The 14,887-nt window shown below is 65.3% G+C and carries 13 protein-coding genes; 10 read left to right on the top strand and 3 right to left on the bottom strand.

Features of this window, described 5'->3' with window-relative positions; genetic code table 11:
• Positions 1-667 precede the first annotated feature (667 nt).
• Positions 668-2,509 (bottom strand): bifunctional tRNA (5-methylaminomethyl-2-thiouridine)(34)-methyltransferase MnmD/FAD-dependent 5-carboxymethylaminomethyl-2-thiouridine(34) oxidoreductase MnmC, encoded by a 1,842-nt coding sequence (gene mnmC, locus QCE63_RS01030; protein ID WP_309829690.1) that lies wholly within the window; start codon positions 2,507-2,509, stop codon positions 668-670.
• Positions 2,510-3,117: 608 nt separating this feature from the next.
• On the opposite strand from mnmC, the gene QCE63_RS01035 reads away from it, so the two are divergent.
• Entirely contained in the window at positions 3,118-3,396 is a 279-nt protein-coding gene (locus QCE63_RS01035; protein WP_008352404.1) for an HU family DNA-binding protein, read from the top strand.
• Between the two features lie 132 nt (positions 3,397-3,528).
• Here QCE63_RS01035 and QCE63_RS01040 read toward each other — a convergent pair whose 3' ends face one another.
• A complete protein-coding gene (locus tag QCE63_RS01040) occupies positions 3,529-4,797 on the bottom strand; it encodes a GTP-binding protein (RefSeq protein ID WP_309829693.1) in 1,269 nt (422 codons plus the stop codon).
• 145 nt (positions 4,798-4,942) lie between these two features.
• On the bottom strand, positions 4,943-5,398 hold the full coding sequence (locus tag QCE63_RS01045; RefSeq protein WP_309829695.1) for a lytic transglycosylase domain-containing protein: 456 nt from the start codon (positions 5,396-5,398) through the stop codon (positions 4,943-4,945).
• Positions 5,399-6,020: 622 nt separating this feature from the next.
• Here QCE63_RS01045 and gspD point away from each other — a divergent pair.
• The 9 genes from gspD (at position 6,021) to gspK (ending at position 14,863) form a co-directional block, all read left to right on the top strand.
• Positions 6,021-8,387, top strand: a complete 2,367-nt coding sequence (gene gspD, locus QCE63_RS01050) for a type II secretion system secretin GspD (RefSeq protein ID WP_309829697.1) — start codon at positions 6,021-6,023, stop codon at positions 8,385-8,387.
• Complete coding sequence (gspE, locus tag QCE63_RS01055; protein ID WP_309829699.1) at positions 8,384-9,871, top strand: type II secretion system ATPase GspE; 1,488 nt, start codon at positions 8,384-8,386, stop codon at positions 9,869-9,871. The genes gspD and gspE overlap by 4 nt, the downstream gene beginning before the upstream one ends.
• A 28-nt stretch (positions 9,872-9,899) precedes the next feature.
• The gene (gspF, locus tag QCE63_RS01060) at positions 9,900-11,117 is read left to right on the top strand and encodes a type II secretion system inner membrane protein GspF (protein ID WP_309829701.1); all 1,218 of its coding nucleotides are present in this window, start codon (positions 9,900-9,902) and stop codon (positions 11,115-11,117) included.
• Positions 11,117-11,530: a hypothetical protein gene (locus tag QCE63_RS01065; RefSeq protein WP_309829704.1), complete on the top strand. Its 414-nt coding sequence runs from the start codon at positions 11,117-11,119 to the stop codon at positions 11,528-11,530. Before gspF ends, QCE63_RS01065 begins: the two co-directional genes overlap by 1 nt.
• 172 nt (positions 11,531-11,702) lie before the next feature.
• Positions 11,703-12,173: a type II secretion system major pseudopilin GspG gene (gene gspG / locus QCE63_RS01070; RefSeq protein WP_404990072.1), complete on the top strand. Its 471-nt coding sequence runs from the start codon at positions 11,703-11,705 to the stop codon at positions 12,171-12,173.
• Positions 12,174-12,200: 27 nt separating this feature from the next.
• A complete protein-coding gene (locus QCE63_RS01075; RefSeq protein ID WP_309829707.1) occupies positions 12,201-12,683 on the top strand; it encodes a GspH/FimT family pseudopilin in 483 nt (160 codons plus the stop codon).
• A complete protein-coding gene (gspI, locus tag QCE63_RS01080) occupies positions 12,683-13,078 on the top strand; it encodes a type II secretion system minor pseudopilin GspI (RefSeq protein WP_309829709.1) in 396 nt (131 codons plus the stop codon). The genes QCE63_RS01075 and gspI overlap by 1 nt, the downstream gene beginning before the upstream one ends.
• A complete protein-coding gene (locus QCE63_RS01085) occupies positions 13,056-13,739 on the top strand; it encodes a prepilin-type N-terminal cleavage/methylation domain-containing protein (RefSeq protein WP_309829711.1) in 684 nt (227 codons plus the stop codon). Before gspI ends, QCE63_RS01085 begins: the two co-directional genes overlap by 23 nt.
• Positions 13,736-14,863: a type II secretion system minor pseudopilin GspK gene (gspK, locus tag QCE63_RS01090; protein WP_404990073.1), complete on the top strand. Its 1,128-nt coding sequence runs from the start codon at positions 13,736-13,738 to the stop codon at positions 14,861-14,863. The genes QCE63_RS01085 and gspK overlap by 4 nt, the downstream gene beginning before the upstream one ends.
• Positions 14,864-14,887 lie beyond the last annotated feature (24 nt).

A 14,887-nucleotide genomic window follows, 5' to 3' on the forward strand; every position in this document is an offset into this window, starting at 1 on the left:
GACGTCAGTTCATTCAGGCGAAACGAAATACGAACGAACACGGTGTCACGGTCTGGCCGTGCACGAGTCAGACGACGTGCCCGGTGTGAGGCTGCATGCCGCGCGTCGGTTCAGTGAAACACCGAGCCTACATGCGGCGATCGAACGATGGCCAGCCGGACACAGAAAACGACGACGCGGCTTCGTTGATCAGATTCTTGACGCGCGGTCATCGTTCCGTTGAAAGCGCTCGCCGCATGCACGGCGCGACGCAGGAAGAAGCGCGATTGTGCCATACCTCGATGCCCCTGACCGAAAGTCCAAGCTCATGATTCTTTTAAGGTAAAAGCGACTGCCAGGCACTGGAACGGATTGGCAATGCTGACCGGCTGCATGAACCGGCAGGGTGAAGTGGTCTGCCTGGCTGCCGCCCGACGGCTCCGCCTTCTGGTGTTTACAGGTTTACTGTATATACAAGTAGTAGTAGTTAACAAGCGCTGCCGCGCACTGTGGATAACCGCCATTTTGTCTTTCCAATCAATTGATTGGGAGAAGCATAAGGGCACGGCAAACATGTTCGTCCACGGCGGTTAACCTGGAACAACTTGCGCGCGTAAACCGGAGTCTTCAGGTTGTCCCGTTTACATGCACAACGAGTTCACATGCGTTTCACCGGCAATCCGCCGCGTTATCCACAGACCGGCGGGGACAACTCGTCGGGGCCGATCTCGCCATGGCGCAACGCCCGCAGCAGGAAGCGGGCGGGATCGACGGCCTCCGCGAGGTCGCGCTCGACGGGCCAGGGCTCGCCTTCAATCTGCGCCGCCACCAGCTCGGCGGCGAGCGCCGCCCAGATCAGCCCGCGCGAGCCGAAAGCAAACGCGCCATACAGACCCGGCATGCGCGGCAGGTCGAGTGGCCAGGCGCCGGACAACCGGCGCGCATCGCGGCGGGCGGCAGCTTCGTCGGCAAGCTGGCCGATCATCGGCATGCGATCGCTGGTCACGCAACGGAACGCAACCCGCCCGCCGAGGACCGTGTTCGCGTTGAATGGCAACCCAGGCAGCATGCCGGCGACGCGCGCCAGGTTCTCGACATGTCCTTCGGCGCGCATCTCGGGATCGGGATCGTCGACGTCGTAGGTCGCACCGATGAGCGTGCTGCCCGCGCCAAGCGGCACCGCATAGCCTTCGCCGATCACCGGCACGCGCAGCGCATCCAGGTCGCGTGACTCGAGCATGCTGAGCTGGCCGCGCACGATGCGCGTCGGCTGCCCATGGAGACCGGCCAGACGCGCGGCATCGCGCGCATTGGCGAGGATCATCGCCGGCGCGCGGGCGATCTCATTGCCGCTGGCATCGAAGGCTCGCCACAGCCCGTCTTCACGAGCAATGCGCGCTACTGCGGTGTTCATGCGCATCACCGTTCGCGCGGCAGACCCGGCCAGTTGCGCCGTGCACAGCGATGCCGGCGAGATCGCGCCGCCGTGCGGGAAGAACCAGCCGCCGCGCGCGACATCGACGCCTGCCATGCGCGAAGCTTCGCTGCGCGTCAACGGCTGCACATACTCCGATGGATACGCGAAGCGCGCGATGGCGGCCGCGAGGGCCTCGGCGTCTTCTTGCGTGTCGGCGATCTGGAGCAGGCCGGCGCTGCTTCGATGCAACTCGTGACCGGCGTGTTCGAGCGGGCGCCATCGCTGCAACGCGTAGAGAAAGCCGGCGCGGGTGAGGCGCGCGGCGACGCTGTCGTCGCGCCAGACGATCGGATGGAACACGCCGGCCGGATTGCCCGATGCATCGCGCGCCGGCTGTTCATGGCGGTCGATGAGCGTCACGCGGAAGCCGCGTGCGGTCAGCCGCGATGTCATCGCGCAGCCGGCCAGTCCTGCGCCGATGACGATGGCTTCGCGCGCGCCGTCGCCATCGGGCAGCGGCGGTTCATGGCGACGCACGCGCCAGCGCGGCGCGAAACGTCCCGTGACCCGATCGCGTGCGCCCGACGAATGGCATGTGAAACCGGCCGCTTCAAGCGCGCGTTCGAACGTCGCATGGACGTCAGCGGGCGCGCTGATGCAGACGGTCGCATCCTCGCCGGCGAGACGCGCAAGCGACTTGCACAGCATGCGCGGATCCGGCTCGTCCGTACCGCTCACCTCGACGTGCAAGGCATCGGCGCGCAGCCATAGCTTCGACAGCATCTCCTGGCGCTCGCCCACCGCGAGCGTCAACACAACCCGGCCTGCCGCGAACTCCAGCCGATGCAGGCCCGGTACGCGCATCGGCCAGGCACGCAGTAGCTCGGCTGCGAGGGGCGAGCCCGTGTTTGCCGGAGGTTGATCGAGCGCAACGAGCGGTGCAATGGCGACGACATGGAGACGCTCGCAACGCGCTTCGTCGTCGAGCCAGCCTTCCCACGCGGCCAGAAAGTCTTTGCCAGGGGTGAAGGTCAGATCGACGATCGTGAAGGCGCGCCGGTTGCGCCACCGTGCGGGCAGGGCGTGCGGCGCGAGAAGCGAGGGCTCAGTCATGGGAAGGAAGAAAGATCGATGGCGAACCGCGGATTCGACGGAGATCAATGCGCGCGGGGCTGTGCGGCTGCCGCGTCCGCCGCCCGGGTACCGAACTTGCGACGCGCTTTGCCGCCTTCCCGAAGACTGGGACCGAGCGCCGTTTGAACTCATGGCCTCGATGAACGGTCCTGCAAACGCGCTGCCTGGACTCGGACCACAGCCGTCAAACCCAATGTGGGCAAGGCTGAGCGCGGGAGCAGGGGAGGCCGGCGAGAACGTTGGCAAAAACCAACGGCGCCGGGTCTTGAAGAAATCTCCCTTGCCACAAGCGTCGAAAGTCGATGTTGTACGCTGAAAAACCCCGCCGGAAGCCCGAAAAATATAAGGGTAAATCTTTGAAACCCTTATCCTGATTGGGTTTGCGCTGCGCTATCATACCAAGCGCTGCCTACAGAGGCGGCGTGAGGGCGACGATGTGGAGCAACGTCCGTGAAGTGGCGCCGGAGAACGTCAAATCGTCGGGCGAGCCTGTCAGAAGGCCGCCGCTACTCGACTGCACGGCTTGCGCACGTATAATCGGCGCGTTCGCGCTGTTCGTGTCAACCTAAACTGATAAAGGAACCTTAATGAACAAACAGGAATTGATCGACGCCGTAGCCGCCCAGACCGGCGCCAGCAAGGCTCAAACCGGCGAAACGCTGGACACGTTGCTCGAAGTGATCAAGAAGGCTGTCTCGAAAGGTGACGCAGTGCAGTTGATCGGCTTCGGCAGTTTCGGTTCGGGAAAGCGCGCAGCGCGCACCGGCCGCAACCCGAAGACTGGCGAGTCCATCAAGATTCCGGCCGCAAAGACGGTCAAGTTCACGGCTGGCAAGGCATTCAAGGATGCAGTGAACAAGCGGTAAGTTTCTTGCCGATTGTCCGGCTACCTGCGGTAGCCAGTGATACATGACCCGCCCTCGGCGGGTTTTTTTTCGCCAGCGCCACCCGTGCATTGCCCGGCGATGGCACGCCCCGCAGGCGTGCCGTTATGTCGATCAGTGCCGGTGATCCTCGCAACCGCAATCGGGACCGTGGTCGTGATCGTGGTCATCGTGGTCATGGTCTTCGATGTCCCACGCAGGGAACGGATCGGGCAGATGCTTCCAGCCATCCGCGCCGAGCGCCCATTCATCGTCGGTGAGGAGACAGGCGTCGAAGGTGTCCTGCCAGGTCGCCGGATCGAGATCCAGGCCAATGAGCACCAGTTCCTGGCGCCGGTCGCCGATGCTGTTGTCGTCCGCATCGCCAACCCATTCCGCGACGATCTCCGCTTCGAGCTCGGGATCATCGGTAGGCCATTCGCTGCGATCTTGCGCTGCCCACCACACGCCCGCCGGCCCATGACGGCACGTGCCGCCAGCCTGCGACAGCGAACCGCCGACCTCACTGCGCGTCGCCAGCCAGAAGAAGCCCTTGGCGCGCAGCACGCCCGGCCATTCGCGATGCAGCAGGTTCCATAGACGCTCGGGATGGAACGGCCGACGCGCCCGATACACGACATGACCGACATCGGCGACGTCCGCTTCATCGTTCGGGTTCGCCGACGGCGCTTCGTCGAGAATGGCCAGCCAGCCCGGTGCGCTCGCGGTTGCATCGAGATCGAAACGTCCTGTGTCGAGGATTTCACCGGGTGCAACGATGCCGGATTGCGTCGTGATCTGGAGCGCGCGGGGATTGAGCGCATGGAGGATGCGCGCGATCTTCTCCGCTTCCGCAGCGTCGACGAGATCGGTCTTGTTGATCACGATCACGTCGCAGAACTCGATCTGAGCGATCAGCGTTTCCACGACCGTCCGGTCTTCTTCATCCTGCTCGTTCGTCTGCAGTCCGCGTTCGGCCAGCGAGTCCGAGGACATGTAGTCACGCAGGACATTCGCGGCATCGATCACCGTGACGAAGGTGTCCAGTGCCGCGTGGCCGGCGAGCGTGGCGTCATCGTCGTCGCCGAACGCGAAGTGCTCGGCGATCGTCATGGGATCCGCAGCGTGCGATGTCTCGATCAGGATCGCATCGAAACGCTGCTGTTCGGCAAGCCAGGTGATGGCGCCTTGCAGTGCCGGCATGGATTGATCGCTCAAGGTGAGCAGCAGTCCGCCGTTGGGAAGCTCGGTCGTTTCCTGGTCGGCGGCCGGCGGCGCCTTGCCGCATGTGATCGCGCCGATGCGTACGGCTTCGGTATTGGCAAGCAGTGCATCGACAAGCGTGGTTTTACCCGCGCCTGTGAATCCCGACAGCACGGTGATCGGAAGAGGCGATTGGTTCATTGCAGTGGACCGGGACGGGGAAGGAAGCGCGCAAGCGCGGGTCCGTTGCGCGAGACGCGGCGCGGACGATCGAAGAGGGGATTTTGCATCAATTGCGCCGGACGCGGGCGCGGGCAACACGAGCGATGAAGGAAGACGGGAGGGCTCAGCGCTTGGCTTCGACCAGCTTCCAGCGGCGCAGGATCTCGATGATCTGGGCCGAGTACTTGTCGCGCAGCGCAGGCGTTTCGGAATGGTAAGCGCCGACCGCCTGCCAGGAATTGCCGTACTTGTTCATCTTCTGGCGCAGATGCCACGCAGCGACATAGACGCTCTTGCACGGCTGCATCAGCGTGCCGCTGGAGATGCCGTATTGAGCCAGGGTGTCGAGGTGGATGGAGTTGATCTGCATCAGGCCGTAGTCGGTCGACCCGTTGGCGTTCTTGTTGATCGCGTCCGGCTTGTTGTGCGACTCCTGCCAGGCGATGGCGCGCAGGATCAGCGGATTGACCTTCTGATACTTGGCGGCTTCGTCGAAGCAGTCCGCATGCGCGGAAGCGGACGCCAGCAGCGGCCCGCATAACGCGACGCATGACACAAGTCTGCGCGTGATTCTCTTCATCTTCGTTCTGCTCCATCCGCCCATGCGGAACGTCATGCCGCCGTTGCGGCGCCTTGGCGCCAACGCCAACCAACACACGTCCGCGGCCGGGATTGTGCTCTCAAAGGGAACCATTGTTTCGGGAAAACCCACCCTTTGTGAGACAGCCCGTAAAGCGGAACCGACCGTATCATACCGGCTGATGTTTCTTGTCATAAGTTGGCTATCAGACATACGCCAACGCGGACACGAGAGGGGCGTTCGCGTGCAAGTTTGCCAGACCTGCTGTTGGCTGTGCTGTAAACGTCTGAATATTAAGAGTTCTGGACGCGTTACAATTCGGCTCCCGCGCGCATCGGCCCGTCCTCGGAACCTGTTACGAGCACGGTCTATCGGCAAGCTCCCTGGAAGCTTGAGGCGCTGGAGCGTATCGCTCGATGCAGCTTCAGACAGATTTCGATCTGGTACGAATTGGCATAATTTCGTTACATAAAGCTGTTATCGTCATATTTTTTACCCGGCTGCGTGCCGTGCGCCCTGCGCGCCGATCGCGGTCGGCAGCGTTTCCCGCTGGCGGGCAGCGCTGCCTTGGCCGGCTTCCCGGTGATCCGGCTCTGATATCACATCCATGAGAAGACAACCTATGGCACTGCGTCGCATCGCGACGGCTCTGCTGGCGGCGGGACTTATCGTCGCTCAAGTCGCGCACGCGCAAGTGACGTTGAATTTCGTCAACGCGGATATCGACCAGGTCGCCAAGGCGATCGGCGCCGCCACCGGCAAAACCATCATCGTCGATCCCCGCGTCAAGGGACAATTGAACCTTGTCTCGGAGAACGCGGTTCCCGAAGATCAGGCGCTGAAGACGCTTCAGTCGTCGCTGCGCATGCAGGGCTTCGCGCTCGTGCAGGATCACGGCGTGCTGAAGGTCGTGCCCGAAGCCGATGCCAAGCTGCAAGGCGTGCCGACCTACGTCGGCAACACGCCGGGCGCGCGCGGCGACCAGGTCATCACGCAGGTCTTTCAGCTGCGTAACGAATCGGCCAACAATCTGCTGCCGGTGCTGCGCCCGCTGATTTCCCCGAACAACACCATCGCGGCCTATCCAGCCAACAACACGTTGGTGGTCACCGACTACGCCGACAACGTGCGCCGTATCGCGGGCATCATCGCGGGCGTGGATACGGCGGCCGGCCGCGAGGTCGATATCGTCACGCTGAAGAACGCGAACGCCATCGATGTCGCCGAGCAGATGAACAAGCTGCTGGATCCAGGCACGATCGGCAGCACCGACGCGACGCTCAAGGTCACCGTCACGCCGGACGCGCGCACCAATTCGCTGATGTTCCGCGCGTCGAGCAGCGCGCGGCTCGACGCCGCCAAGGCACTTGCGAAGAAGCTGGATGCCCCGACCGGCCAGCCCGGCAACATGCACGTCGTCTCGCTGCGCAACGCCGACGCCACGCGCCTCGCCAAGACGTTGCGCGGCATGCTCGGCAAGGGCAGCGGTTCCAGCGACAACTCCAGTTCGTCGAACTCGAACTCGAATAATGGCTACGGCAACAGCGGCGGCGGCCTCGGCAGCAATTCGTCGATGTCCACCGGACAGTCCGGCGTGCCGCCGCTCCCCGGCGGTCTGGGTTCGTCGAGTTCGGGCGGCGGCAACAATCCCTTGACGGGCGGCAGCGGAAACCGCGACTCGAACTTCTCGTCGAACAAGGACAGCGACAACGGCAACGATCAGGGCGGCGGCATGATCCAGGCGGATTCGGCGACGAACTCGCTCATCATCACCGCGCCCGATCCGATGTACCGCAACCTGCGCGCCGTGATCGACCAGCTGGACGTGCGCCGGCCGCAGGTCTATATCGAGGCGCTGATCGTCGAACTGAACGCGGCGACCGATTCAAGCCTCGGCATTCAGTGGCAGGGCGCGCTGCTGTCCAACAGCGGTAACAACGCGATCTACGGCAGCACGGGCTTTCCGACCGTCACGGGCACGAGCAACAACATTGTCGATCTGACGCTGGCAGGCGCCGCGGCCTCGCAGAATACGTCCGCGCTCGCGGGTGCGGCCGGCGTGCTGGCGCCGGGCCTCAACATCGGCTTGCTGCACCGCTTCGGCAATCTGTTCGGATTGGGCGGCCTGCTGCAGGCGCTGTCGGGGTCCTCGGACGCCAACGTCCTCTCGACGCCTAATTTGATCACGCTCGACAACGAGGAAGCGAAGATCATCGTTGGCCAGAACGTGCCGGTGACCTCGGGTTCCTACGCAACGCCCACCGCGAACGCGGCCACCTCGGTCACCGCGTTCAACACGTACGACCGTCGCGACGTCGGCGTGGTGCTGCACGTCAAGCCGCAGATCACCGAGGGCGGCGTGCTGAAGCTCCAGGTCTACCAGGAAGATTCGAGCGTCGAAACCGCGACCCAGAACAATGTGGCTGGCCCGACCATCGACACGCGTTCCGTGCAGTCGACCATCATGGCCGACGACGGCGAGATCGTGGTGTTGGGCGGCCTCATGAGGGACGAGTACGACAGCAGCAACAGCAAGATTCCGCTGCTCGGCGACATTCCGTTCATTGGCAGCCTGTTCCGCAGCGAGAGCAAGATCCGCAAGAAGACCAACCTGATGGTGTTTCTGCGGCCGGTGATCGTGCGCGATCGGGCAACGTCTTCGCGGATCGCGAGCACGCGCTACGACTACATGCGCCAGCAGCAGTACGGTTCGACGACGGATAACCGCCTCATCAAGGACAAGAATGTGCCGGTGATCCCGCCGAAGCCGCTTGGCCCGAGCGAAGGCGGCGGCGCGCCGGCGGACAACCTGCTCGACTGGAGCAGCATGACGCGTGGTCCGGGACCGAGCACGACGCTGCCGCAGAACCCCGATGCGGGACCGGCGCCGCAACCGGTGCAGACGGCGCCGCAGTCCACCTTGCCGTCGCAGAACAGCTATCCGCCGTCCGGCGGCGCGGGCACCGGCCAGACCGGAGCACGGCCGTGAGCACGGTGAACGGCGCGCACGACCACGCGAGCACCGCGGCGTCGCCGCTGGCGGCGCGGCTCGTGCCCTACGGCTTCGCGCGCAGCGGACAGATCCTGCTGGCGCACCAGCATCCGGACGGCATCGAGGTCTGGATCAGTGAACGCACCAGCGACGCCGCGCTCGCCGAGGTCGCGCGCAATTTCGGCGCGCTGTCGATCGTGCGCAAGCCCTCCGACGAACTCGCCGCGGCCATCAACGCGGCCTATGCGCGCAATGACGGCAGCGCGGCGCAGGTGGTCGGCGAAGTGGAAGGCGAAGTCGATCTGTCGCGCCTGATGCAGGACATTCCGGAAGTCGAGGACCTGCTGGAGTCGGAGGACGACGCGCCGATCATCCGCATGATCAACGCGCTGCTCACGCAGGCGGCGCGCGAGCAGGCGTCGGACATTCACATCGAGCCGTTCGAGAATGCCTCGGTGGTGCGCTTCCGGGTGGATGGCACGCTGCGCGATGTCGTGCGCCCGAAGAAGGCGCTGCACGGCGCGCTGATCTCGCGGATCAAGATCATGGCGCAGCTCGACATCGCGGAGAAACGTTTGCCGCAGGACGGGCGCATCACGCTGCGCGTCGGCGGACGTCCGGTCGACGTGCGCGTCTCCACGCTGCCGACCGGCCACGGCGAGCGCGCGGTGCTGCGTCTCCTGGAAAAGGACGCGCAGCGCCTGAATCTCGAAACCCTCGGCATGGCGCGCGACACGCTCGTCCACTTCGACAAGCTGATCGGCCGGCCGCACGGCATCGTGCTCGTCACGGGTCCGACCGGCTCCGGCAAGACCACCACGCTGTATGCGTCGATGTCGCGGCTGGAGACCACCACCACCAACATCATGACGGTGGAGGATCCGATCGAGTACGACCTGTCGGGCATCGGGCAGACCCAGGTGAACGAGCGCATCGGCATGACTTTCGCGCGGGCGCTGCGCTCCATCCTGCGTCAGGATCCGGACATCATCATGATCGGCGAGATCCGCGACCTCGAAACCGCGCAGATCGCCGTTCAGGCGTCGCTGACCGGCCACCTGGTGCTCGCGACGCTGCACACGAACGATGCCGCCTCCGCCGTCACGCGTCTCACCGACATGGGCGTGGAGCCGTACCTGCTGGCCTCGTCGCTGCTGGGCGTACTGGCGCAGCGGCTCATCAGGCAGCTGTGTCCGGTGTGCAAGGAAGAGCGCGTGGAAGAAGACGGCGTGCGCCACTGGCATCCGGTGGGCTGCGAGCGCTGCGGCCAATCGGGCTACGTGGGCCGCCGCGGGGTCTATGAATTGCTGCTGATCGACGACACGATCCGGCCGCTCATCCATCGCAACGCCGCCGACGCCGAGATTCTGGAAGCCGGCCGCGCGCAAGGCATGCGCACGCTGCGCGAGGACGGCGACCGGTGGCTTGCCGCGGGTGTTTCGTCGCTCGAGGAAGTGCTGCGCGTGACTGGCGGCGATTAAGAGCGAACCCAAGGCGGAGAATCAACGTATGCCGGCTTTTCGTTTTGAAGCCATCGACTCGGCGGGCAAGACCCAGAAAGGCGTGCTCGACGCCGACAGCGCCCGCGCCGCGCGCAGCCAGCTGCGCACGCAGGGCCTGACGCCGCTCGTGGTCGAGCCGGCGGGTTCGCGCACGCGCGGCGAACGGCAGCAGCGGCTCTCGCTCGGACGCCGTCTGTCGCAGCGCGAGCAGGCCATTCTCACGCGCCAGCTGGCGAGCCTGCTGATCGCCGGCCTGCCGCTCGGCGAGACGCTCGCCGTGCTGACGGACCAGTCCGAGCGCGATTACATCCGCGAACTGATGGCCGCGATCCGCGCCGAAGTGCTCGGCGGCCATTCGTTCGCCAATGCGCTTGCGCAGCATCCGAAGGATTTTCCGGAGATCTATCGCGCGCTGGTGGCGGCGGGCGAGCATACCGGCAAGCTCGGGCTGGTGCTGTCGCGCCTGGCGGACTACATCGAACAGCGCAACGCGCTCAAGCAGAAGATCGTCCTGGCGTTCACGTATCCGGGCATCGTGACGATCATCGCGTTCGGCATCGTGACCTTCCTGCTGAGCTATGTCGTGCCGCAGGTCGTCAACGTGTTCGCGAGCACCAAGCAGCAACTGCCTTTCCTCACCATCATGATGATGGCGCTGTCCGCCTTCGTGCGCAGTTACTGGTGGGCGATGCTGATCGGCGTGGCGCTCTTCGCCTGGATCGTGAAGAGCATCCTGGCGCGGCCCGGGCCGCGCATGTCGTTCGACCGCTGGCTGCTCGGCGCGCCGCTGGTCGGCAAGCTGGTGCGCGGCTACAACACGGTGCGCTTTTCCAGTACGCTCGCCATCCTCACCGCCGCCGGCGTGCCGATCCTGCGGGCGCTCCAGGCCGCCGGCGAAACGCTCAGCAACACGGCGATGCGCGACAACGTCGACGACGCCATCGTGCGCGTGCGCGAAGGCTCGTCGCTGTCGCGGGCGCTCGGCAACACGAAGACCTTTCCGCCGGTGCTGGTCCATCTGATCCGCTCGGGCGAGGCGACCGGCGACGTCACCACGATGCTCGACCGCGCCTCCGAAGGCGAAGCGCGCGAGCTCGAACGCCGCACGATGTTCCTGACGAGCCTGCTCGAGCCGCTGCTGATCCTCGCGATGGGCGGCGTGGTGCTGGTGATCGTGCTCGCGGTGATGCTGCCGATCATCGAACTGAATAATCTGGTGCAGTAATGAACGCCCTGCGAACCCGACTGATATCGCTTGCCGCCCTTGCGCTTTTTTGCGTGACGATCACTTACTGGTTCGTCACGCTGACCGCGCGCCAGACCATGCCGCTGCCCGGCGCGGCCGCGACGCGCACGCCTTCGGTCGAGCAGGCCGCGACCGTTTTCGGCGGACGGCTCGAACGTCAGGCCAACTCGGACGTCCACCTGTTCGGCATCCTGGCGCTGCAGGGCGGCGCCGCGGCCATCGTCAGCTACGGCGGCGAGCCGGCCAAGGCGGTGTCGCTCGGCGGGCCGCTCACGCAGGGCGTGAAGCTGTCGGAAGTGCGCGCGCGCTCGATCATCATTGAGCGCAACGGCGTGAAATCGGAGATCTTCCTGCCGCAGAATCCGCCCGGACCGACCATCTGGGTGCGCTGAACGCGGTGCAATTCGGCTCGCTGCGACGCGATGCCCGCATGCAGCGGGAACGCGGGATGAAAGCGGATCGATAGAATGACCGGCGGCGGCGTCTCAGGACGGCCGCGCGATGTTTTCGAAACACCGGACGTGGCAGTCCGGAACGTTATTTTCAATTGAAGAGGGTGGTGTTATGCATATGTTGACCCAACGCCGCATGCGGCTTCAGCAAGCCCAGGCGCAAGGTCGTCGCCAGCGCGGTTTCACGCTGATCGAAATCATGGTCGTGATCGCGATTCTCGGCATTCTCGCCGCGCTGATCGTGCCGAAGATCATGAGCCGTCCGGACGAAGCACGGCGCGTCGCGGCCAAGCAGGACATTGGCACGATCATGCAGGCGATGAAACTCTATCGCCTCGACAACGGCCGTTATCCGACCCAGGAGCAGGGCCTGCGCGCGCTGATCGAGAAGCCTTCCACCGAACCCGTGCCGAACAACTGGAAGGACGGCGGTTATCTGGAGCGCCTGCCCGCTGACCCGTGGGGCAGCCAGTATCAGTACCTGAATCCCGGCGTGCACGGCGAGATCGACGTGTTCAGCTACGGCGCGGACAACAAGGCGGGCGGCGAGGGCAACGATGCCGACGTCGGCTCGTGGCAATGACCGTCCGGCGGTAGGAAGGAACGCAGCGTGAACAGGCACGGCAGGCACATCGACGCACGGCGCAACGCCGGCTTCACGCTGCTCGAAATGCTCGTCGTGCTGGTGATCGCGGGTTTGCTGGTGTCGCTCGCGTCGCTGCAGCTGACGCGCAATCCGCGCACCGATCTCAACGAGGAAGCGCAGCGGCTCGCGCTGCTGTTCGAAGCGGCCGGCGACGAAGCCCAGGTGCGCGCTCGGCCCATCGCCTGGCAGCCGCAGGACGGCGGTTTTCGCTTCGACGTCCGCACCGAAGACGGCTGGCGCCCGTTGCGCGACGACCTGCTGCGCCCGCGCCACTGGGAAGGCGGCGTGACCGGCGTGAGCATCCAGTTTCTCGACTCGGACAAGTCAATGAGCCGGCTCGTGTTCGGGACCGAGGTGATCGACGCGCCAATGGAAATCACGCTGTTCTCGGCCGTGGGCCGCGCGACCATCGTGGGCAGCGGCAACGGCCGCTATCAGGTGAAATGATGCGGCGCCGACGTCATCCAACTGAGCAACGCGGCTTCACGATGATCGAAGTGCTCGTGGCGCTGGCGATCATCGGCGTGGCGCTGGCGGCGTCGATCCGCGCGGTCGGTTCGCTCGCGACCGGCGAGGAGGACCTGCACCGGCGCCTCCTGGCGGGCTGGAGCGCGGACAACGAACTCGCGCAGCTGCGGCTCTCGCATCAGTTTCCGGCGCTGGGCTCGCGCACCTTCGACTGTTCGCAGGGCAATCTGAAGCTCACCTGCACGCAGCGCGTGAGCCAGACGCCGAATCCGATTTTCCGGCGCGTCGAAATGTTCGTCTCGACGCCGGGCCGCTCCGGCAATCTCGCGCAAATGGTCACGGTGGTGGCGAATGAAACGAATCGCTCGCTCTGACCGCCGCACGAGGACGGGCAAACGCGGGCAGCGCGGTTTCACGCTGCTCGAGATGCTGATCGCCATCGCGATTCTCGCGGTGATCGCGGTGCTGTCGTGGCGTGGACTGGACGCCATGATCCGCGCCCGCGCGACCATCGAGAATGCGATGGAAGACGAGCGCATCGTCGCGCAGTTGTTCGACCAGATGCGTATCGACGCCCGCCAGGCCGCCACCGACGACGAAGCCGGACAGCCTGCCGTGCAGATCGGCGACGGCTCGCTGCAGATCGTGCGCGGCGTGTTCGCGGCGAACGTGCCGCCGCGCCTGCAAGTGGTCCGCTACCGGCTGTCGAACGGGCGTATCGTGCGCTATGCGTCGCCGCCGCTGGCGAACGTCGGCGAGGTGCGGCGCGCCTTGTCCGGCGACACCGGCGGCTGGAGTTCGATTCCGCTGATGGGCGGCGTGGGCTCGCTCGCAACGCGCGTGTTCATCCCGGAGAAAGGCTGGACGACGCGCATGAGCGACGTGCTCGCGCAGATCAACCAGAACGACAACAACCTGAAGGTGCCGCAACTGGGCAACGCGCCGCTGCCGCGCGCGGTGTCGGGCATTCAGGTGGCCGTCGCCGCGCAGACGCTTAAAGCGCCGCTCACCCGCGTGTTCCTGGTCGGAGAATGACAATGCGCCACCGTTCGAACCGCCGGCTGCAAAGGAAACAACGCGGCGTCGCCATCATCACCGCGCTGCTGGTCGTGTCGCTGACGGCCATCCTCGTGTCGGGCCTGCTGTGGCGCCAGCAGGTGCAGATCCGGCGCATCGAGAACCAGCGGCTGCTGGCGCAGGCGCAATGGATTTCGCGCAGCGCGCTCGACTGGACGCGCCTCATCCTGCGCTCGGAAGCCGATACCTCGCCTACCGTCACCTATCTCGGCGGCGTCTGGGGCGTGCCGATCGCGCGGACCAAGCTGTCGGACTTTCTCGGGCAGATCGGCGAAGTGCGCGCGCAGCAGGGCGCATCGACTTACCTGTCCGGCTCGATCGAGGACGCGCAGGCGAAGTTCAACCTGCGCAATCTGGTGTCGACGCCGACGCCCGGCGTGCTCACCATCAACGTCGAGCAGATCCAGGCGTTCCAGCGGCTCCTGACGATGCTCGGCATCAACGGCTCGCTCGCGAAGACGGTTGCCCTGCAGATCCGCGCGGGCTTGCAGCGCTCGGCGACGCGCTTCCAGACGCAGACCGGCGCCGCCGCGGGCGCCGCCAGCGGCACGACGGCGGAAGCGCAGATCGCCGCGCTCGCGCAGGGCGGCGGCGTGGGCGGCGGCAACTTCACCGACGATCCGGGCCTGAAGGACGCCGACGAGAACGCGCCGGTCGCACCGCTGCAGATGATCACGGTCGATTCGCTGCTCGACGTGCCGGGTTTCTCGCCGGAGGCGGTCGCGAAGCTGCGGCCGTTCGTGACGGTGTTGCCCACGACCTCCGCCGTCAACATGAACACCGCGCCGGCCGAAGTGGTGGCGGCGATGGTGCAGGGCATGAGCCTCTCGCAGGCGCAGGCGTTCGTCGCGCGCCGCGAGACGGTGTTCTTTCACGACGCGGCCGGCGTGCAGCTCGCGCTGACGGGCGCAGGCGTGAAGACGACCTCGATCGATCCGAACGAACTCGATGTCACGACGAAATACTTCGTGATTCACGGACACGTCGATCATGAACGCGCGCAGCTCGAGCGCACGACGCTCGTCTATCGCGATCCGACGACGCACACGACGCGCATTGTCTATACGCGCGACGCGACCTGATGGCCGTGTCGCAGTCATTGTTGA

This window comes from Caballeronia sp. LZ065, from assembly GCF_031450975.1.
Classification (GTDB): domain Bacteria; phylum Pseudomonadota; class Gammaproteobacteria; order Burkholderiales; family Burkholderiaceae; genus Caballeronia.

What these genes read in the sequence shown, in the direction of transcription:
- gspF (WP_309829701.1), top strand. Translation starts at nt 9,900, where the DNA reads ATGCCGGCTTTTCGTTTTGAAGCCATCGACTCGGCGGGCAAGACCCAG.
- gspI (WP_309829709.1), top strand. Translation starts at nt 12,683, where the DNA reads ATGCGGCGCCGACGTCATCCAACTGAGCAACGCGGCTTCACGATGATC.
- mnmC (WP_309829690.1), bottom strand. Translation starts at nt 2,509, where the DNA reads ATGACTGAGCCCTCGCTTCTCGCGCCGCACGCCCTGCCCGCACGGTGG.
- gspG (WP_404990072.1), top strand. Translation starts at nt 11,703, where the DNA reads ATGCATATGTTGACCCAACGCCGCATGCGGCTTCAGCAAGCCCAGGCG.
- QCE63_RS01045 (WP_309829695.1), bottom strand. Translation starts at nt 5,398, where the DNA reads ATGAAGAGAATCACGCGCAGACTTGTGTCATGCGTCGCGTTATGCGGG.
- gspD (WP_309829697.1), top strand. Translation starts at nt 6,021, where the DNA reads ATGGCACTGCGTCGCATCGCGACGGCTCTGCTGGCGGCGGGACTTATC.
- QCE63_RS01065 (WP_309829704.1), top strand. Translation starts at nt 11,117, where the DNA reads ATGAACGCCCTGCGAACCCGACTGATATCGCTTGCCGCCCTTGCGCTT.
- QCE63_RS01035 (WP_008352404.1), top strand. Translation starts at nt 3,118, where the DNA reads ATGAACAAACAGGAATTGATCGACGCCGTAGCCGCCCAGACCGGCGCC.
- gspK (WP_404990073.1), top strand. Translation starts at nt 13,736, where the DNA reads ATGACAATGCGCCACCGTTCGAACCGCCGGCTGCAAAGGAAACAACGC.
- QCE63_RS01085 (WP_309829711.1), top strand. Translation starts at nt 13,056, where the DNA reads ATGAAACGAATCGCTCGCTCTGACCGCCGCACGAGGACGGGCAAACGC.
- QCE63_RS01040 (WP_309829693.1), bottom strand. Translation starts at nt 4,797, where the DNA reads ATGAACCAATCGCCTCTTCCGATCACCGTGCTGTCGGGATTCACAGGC.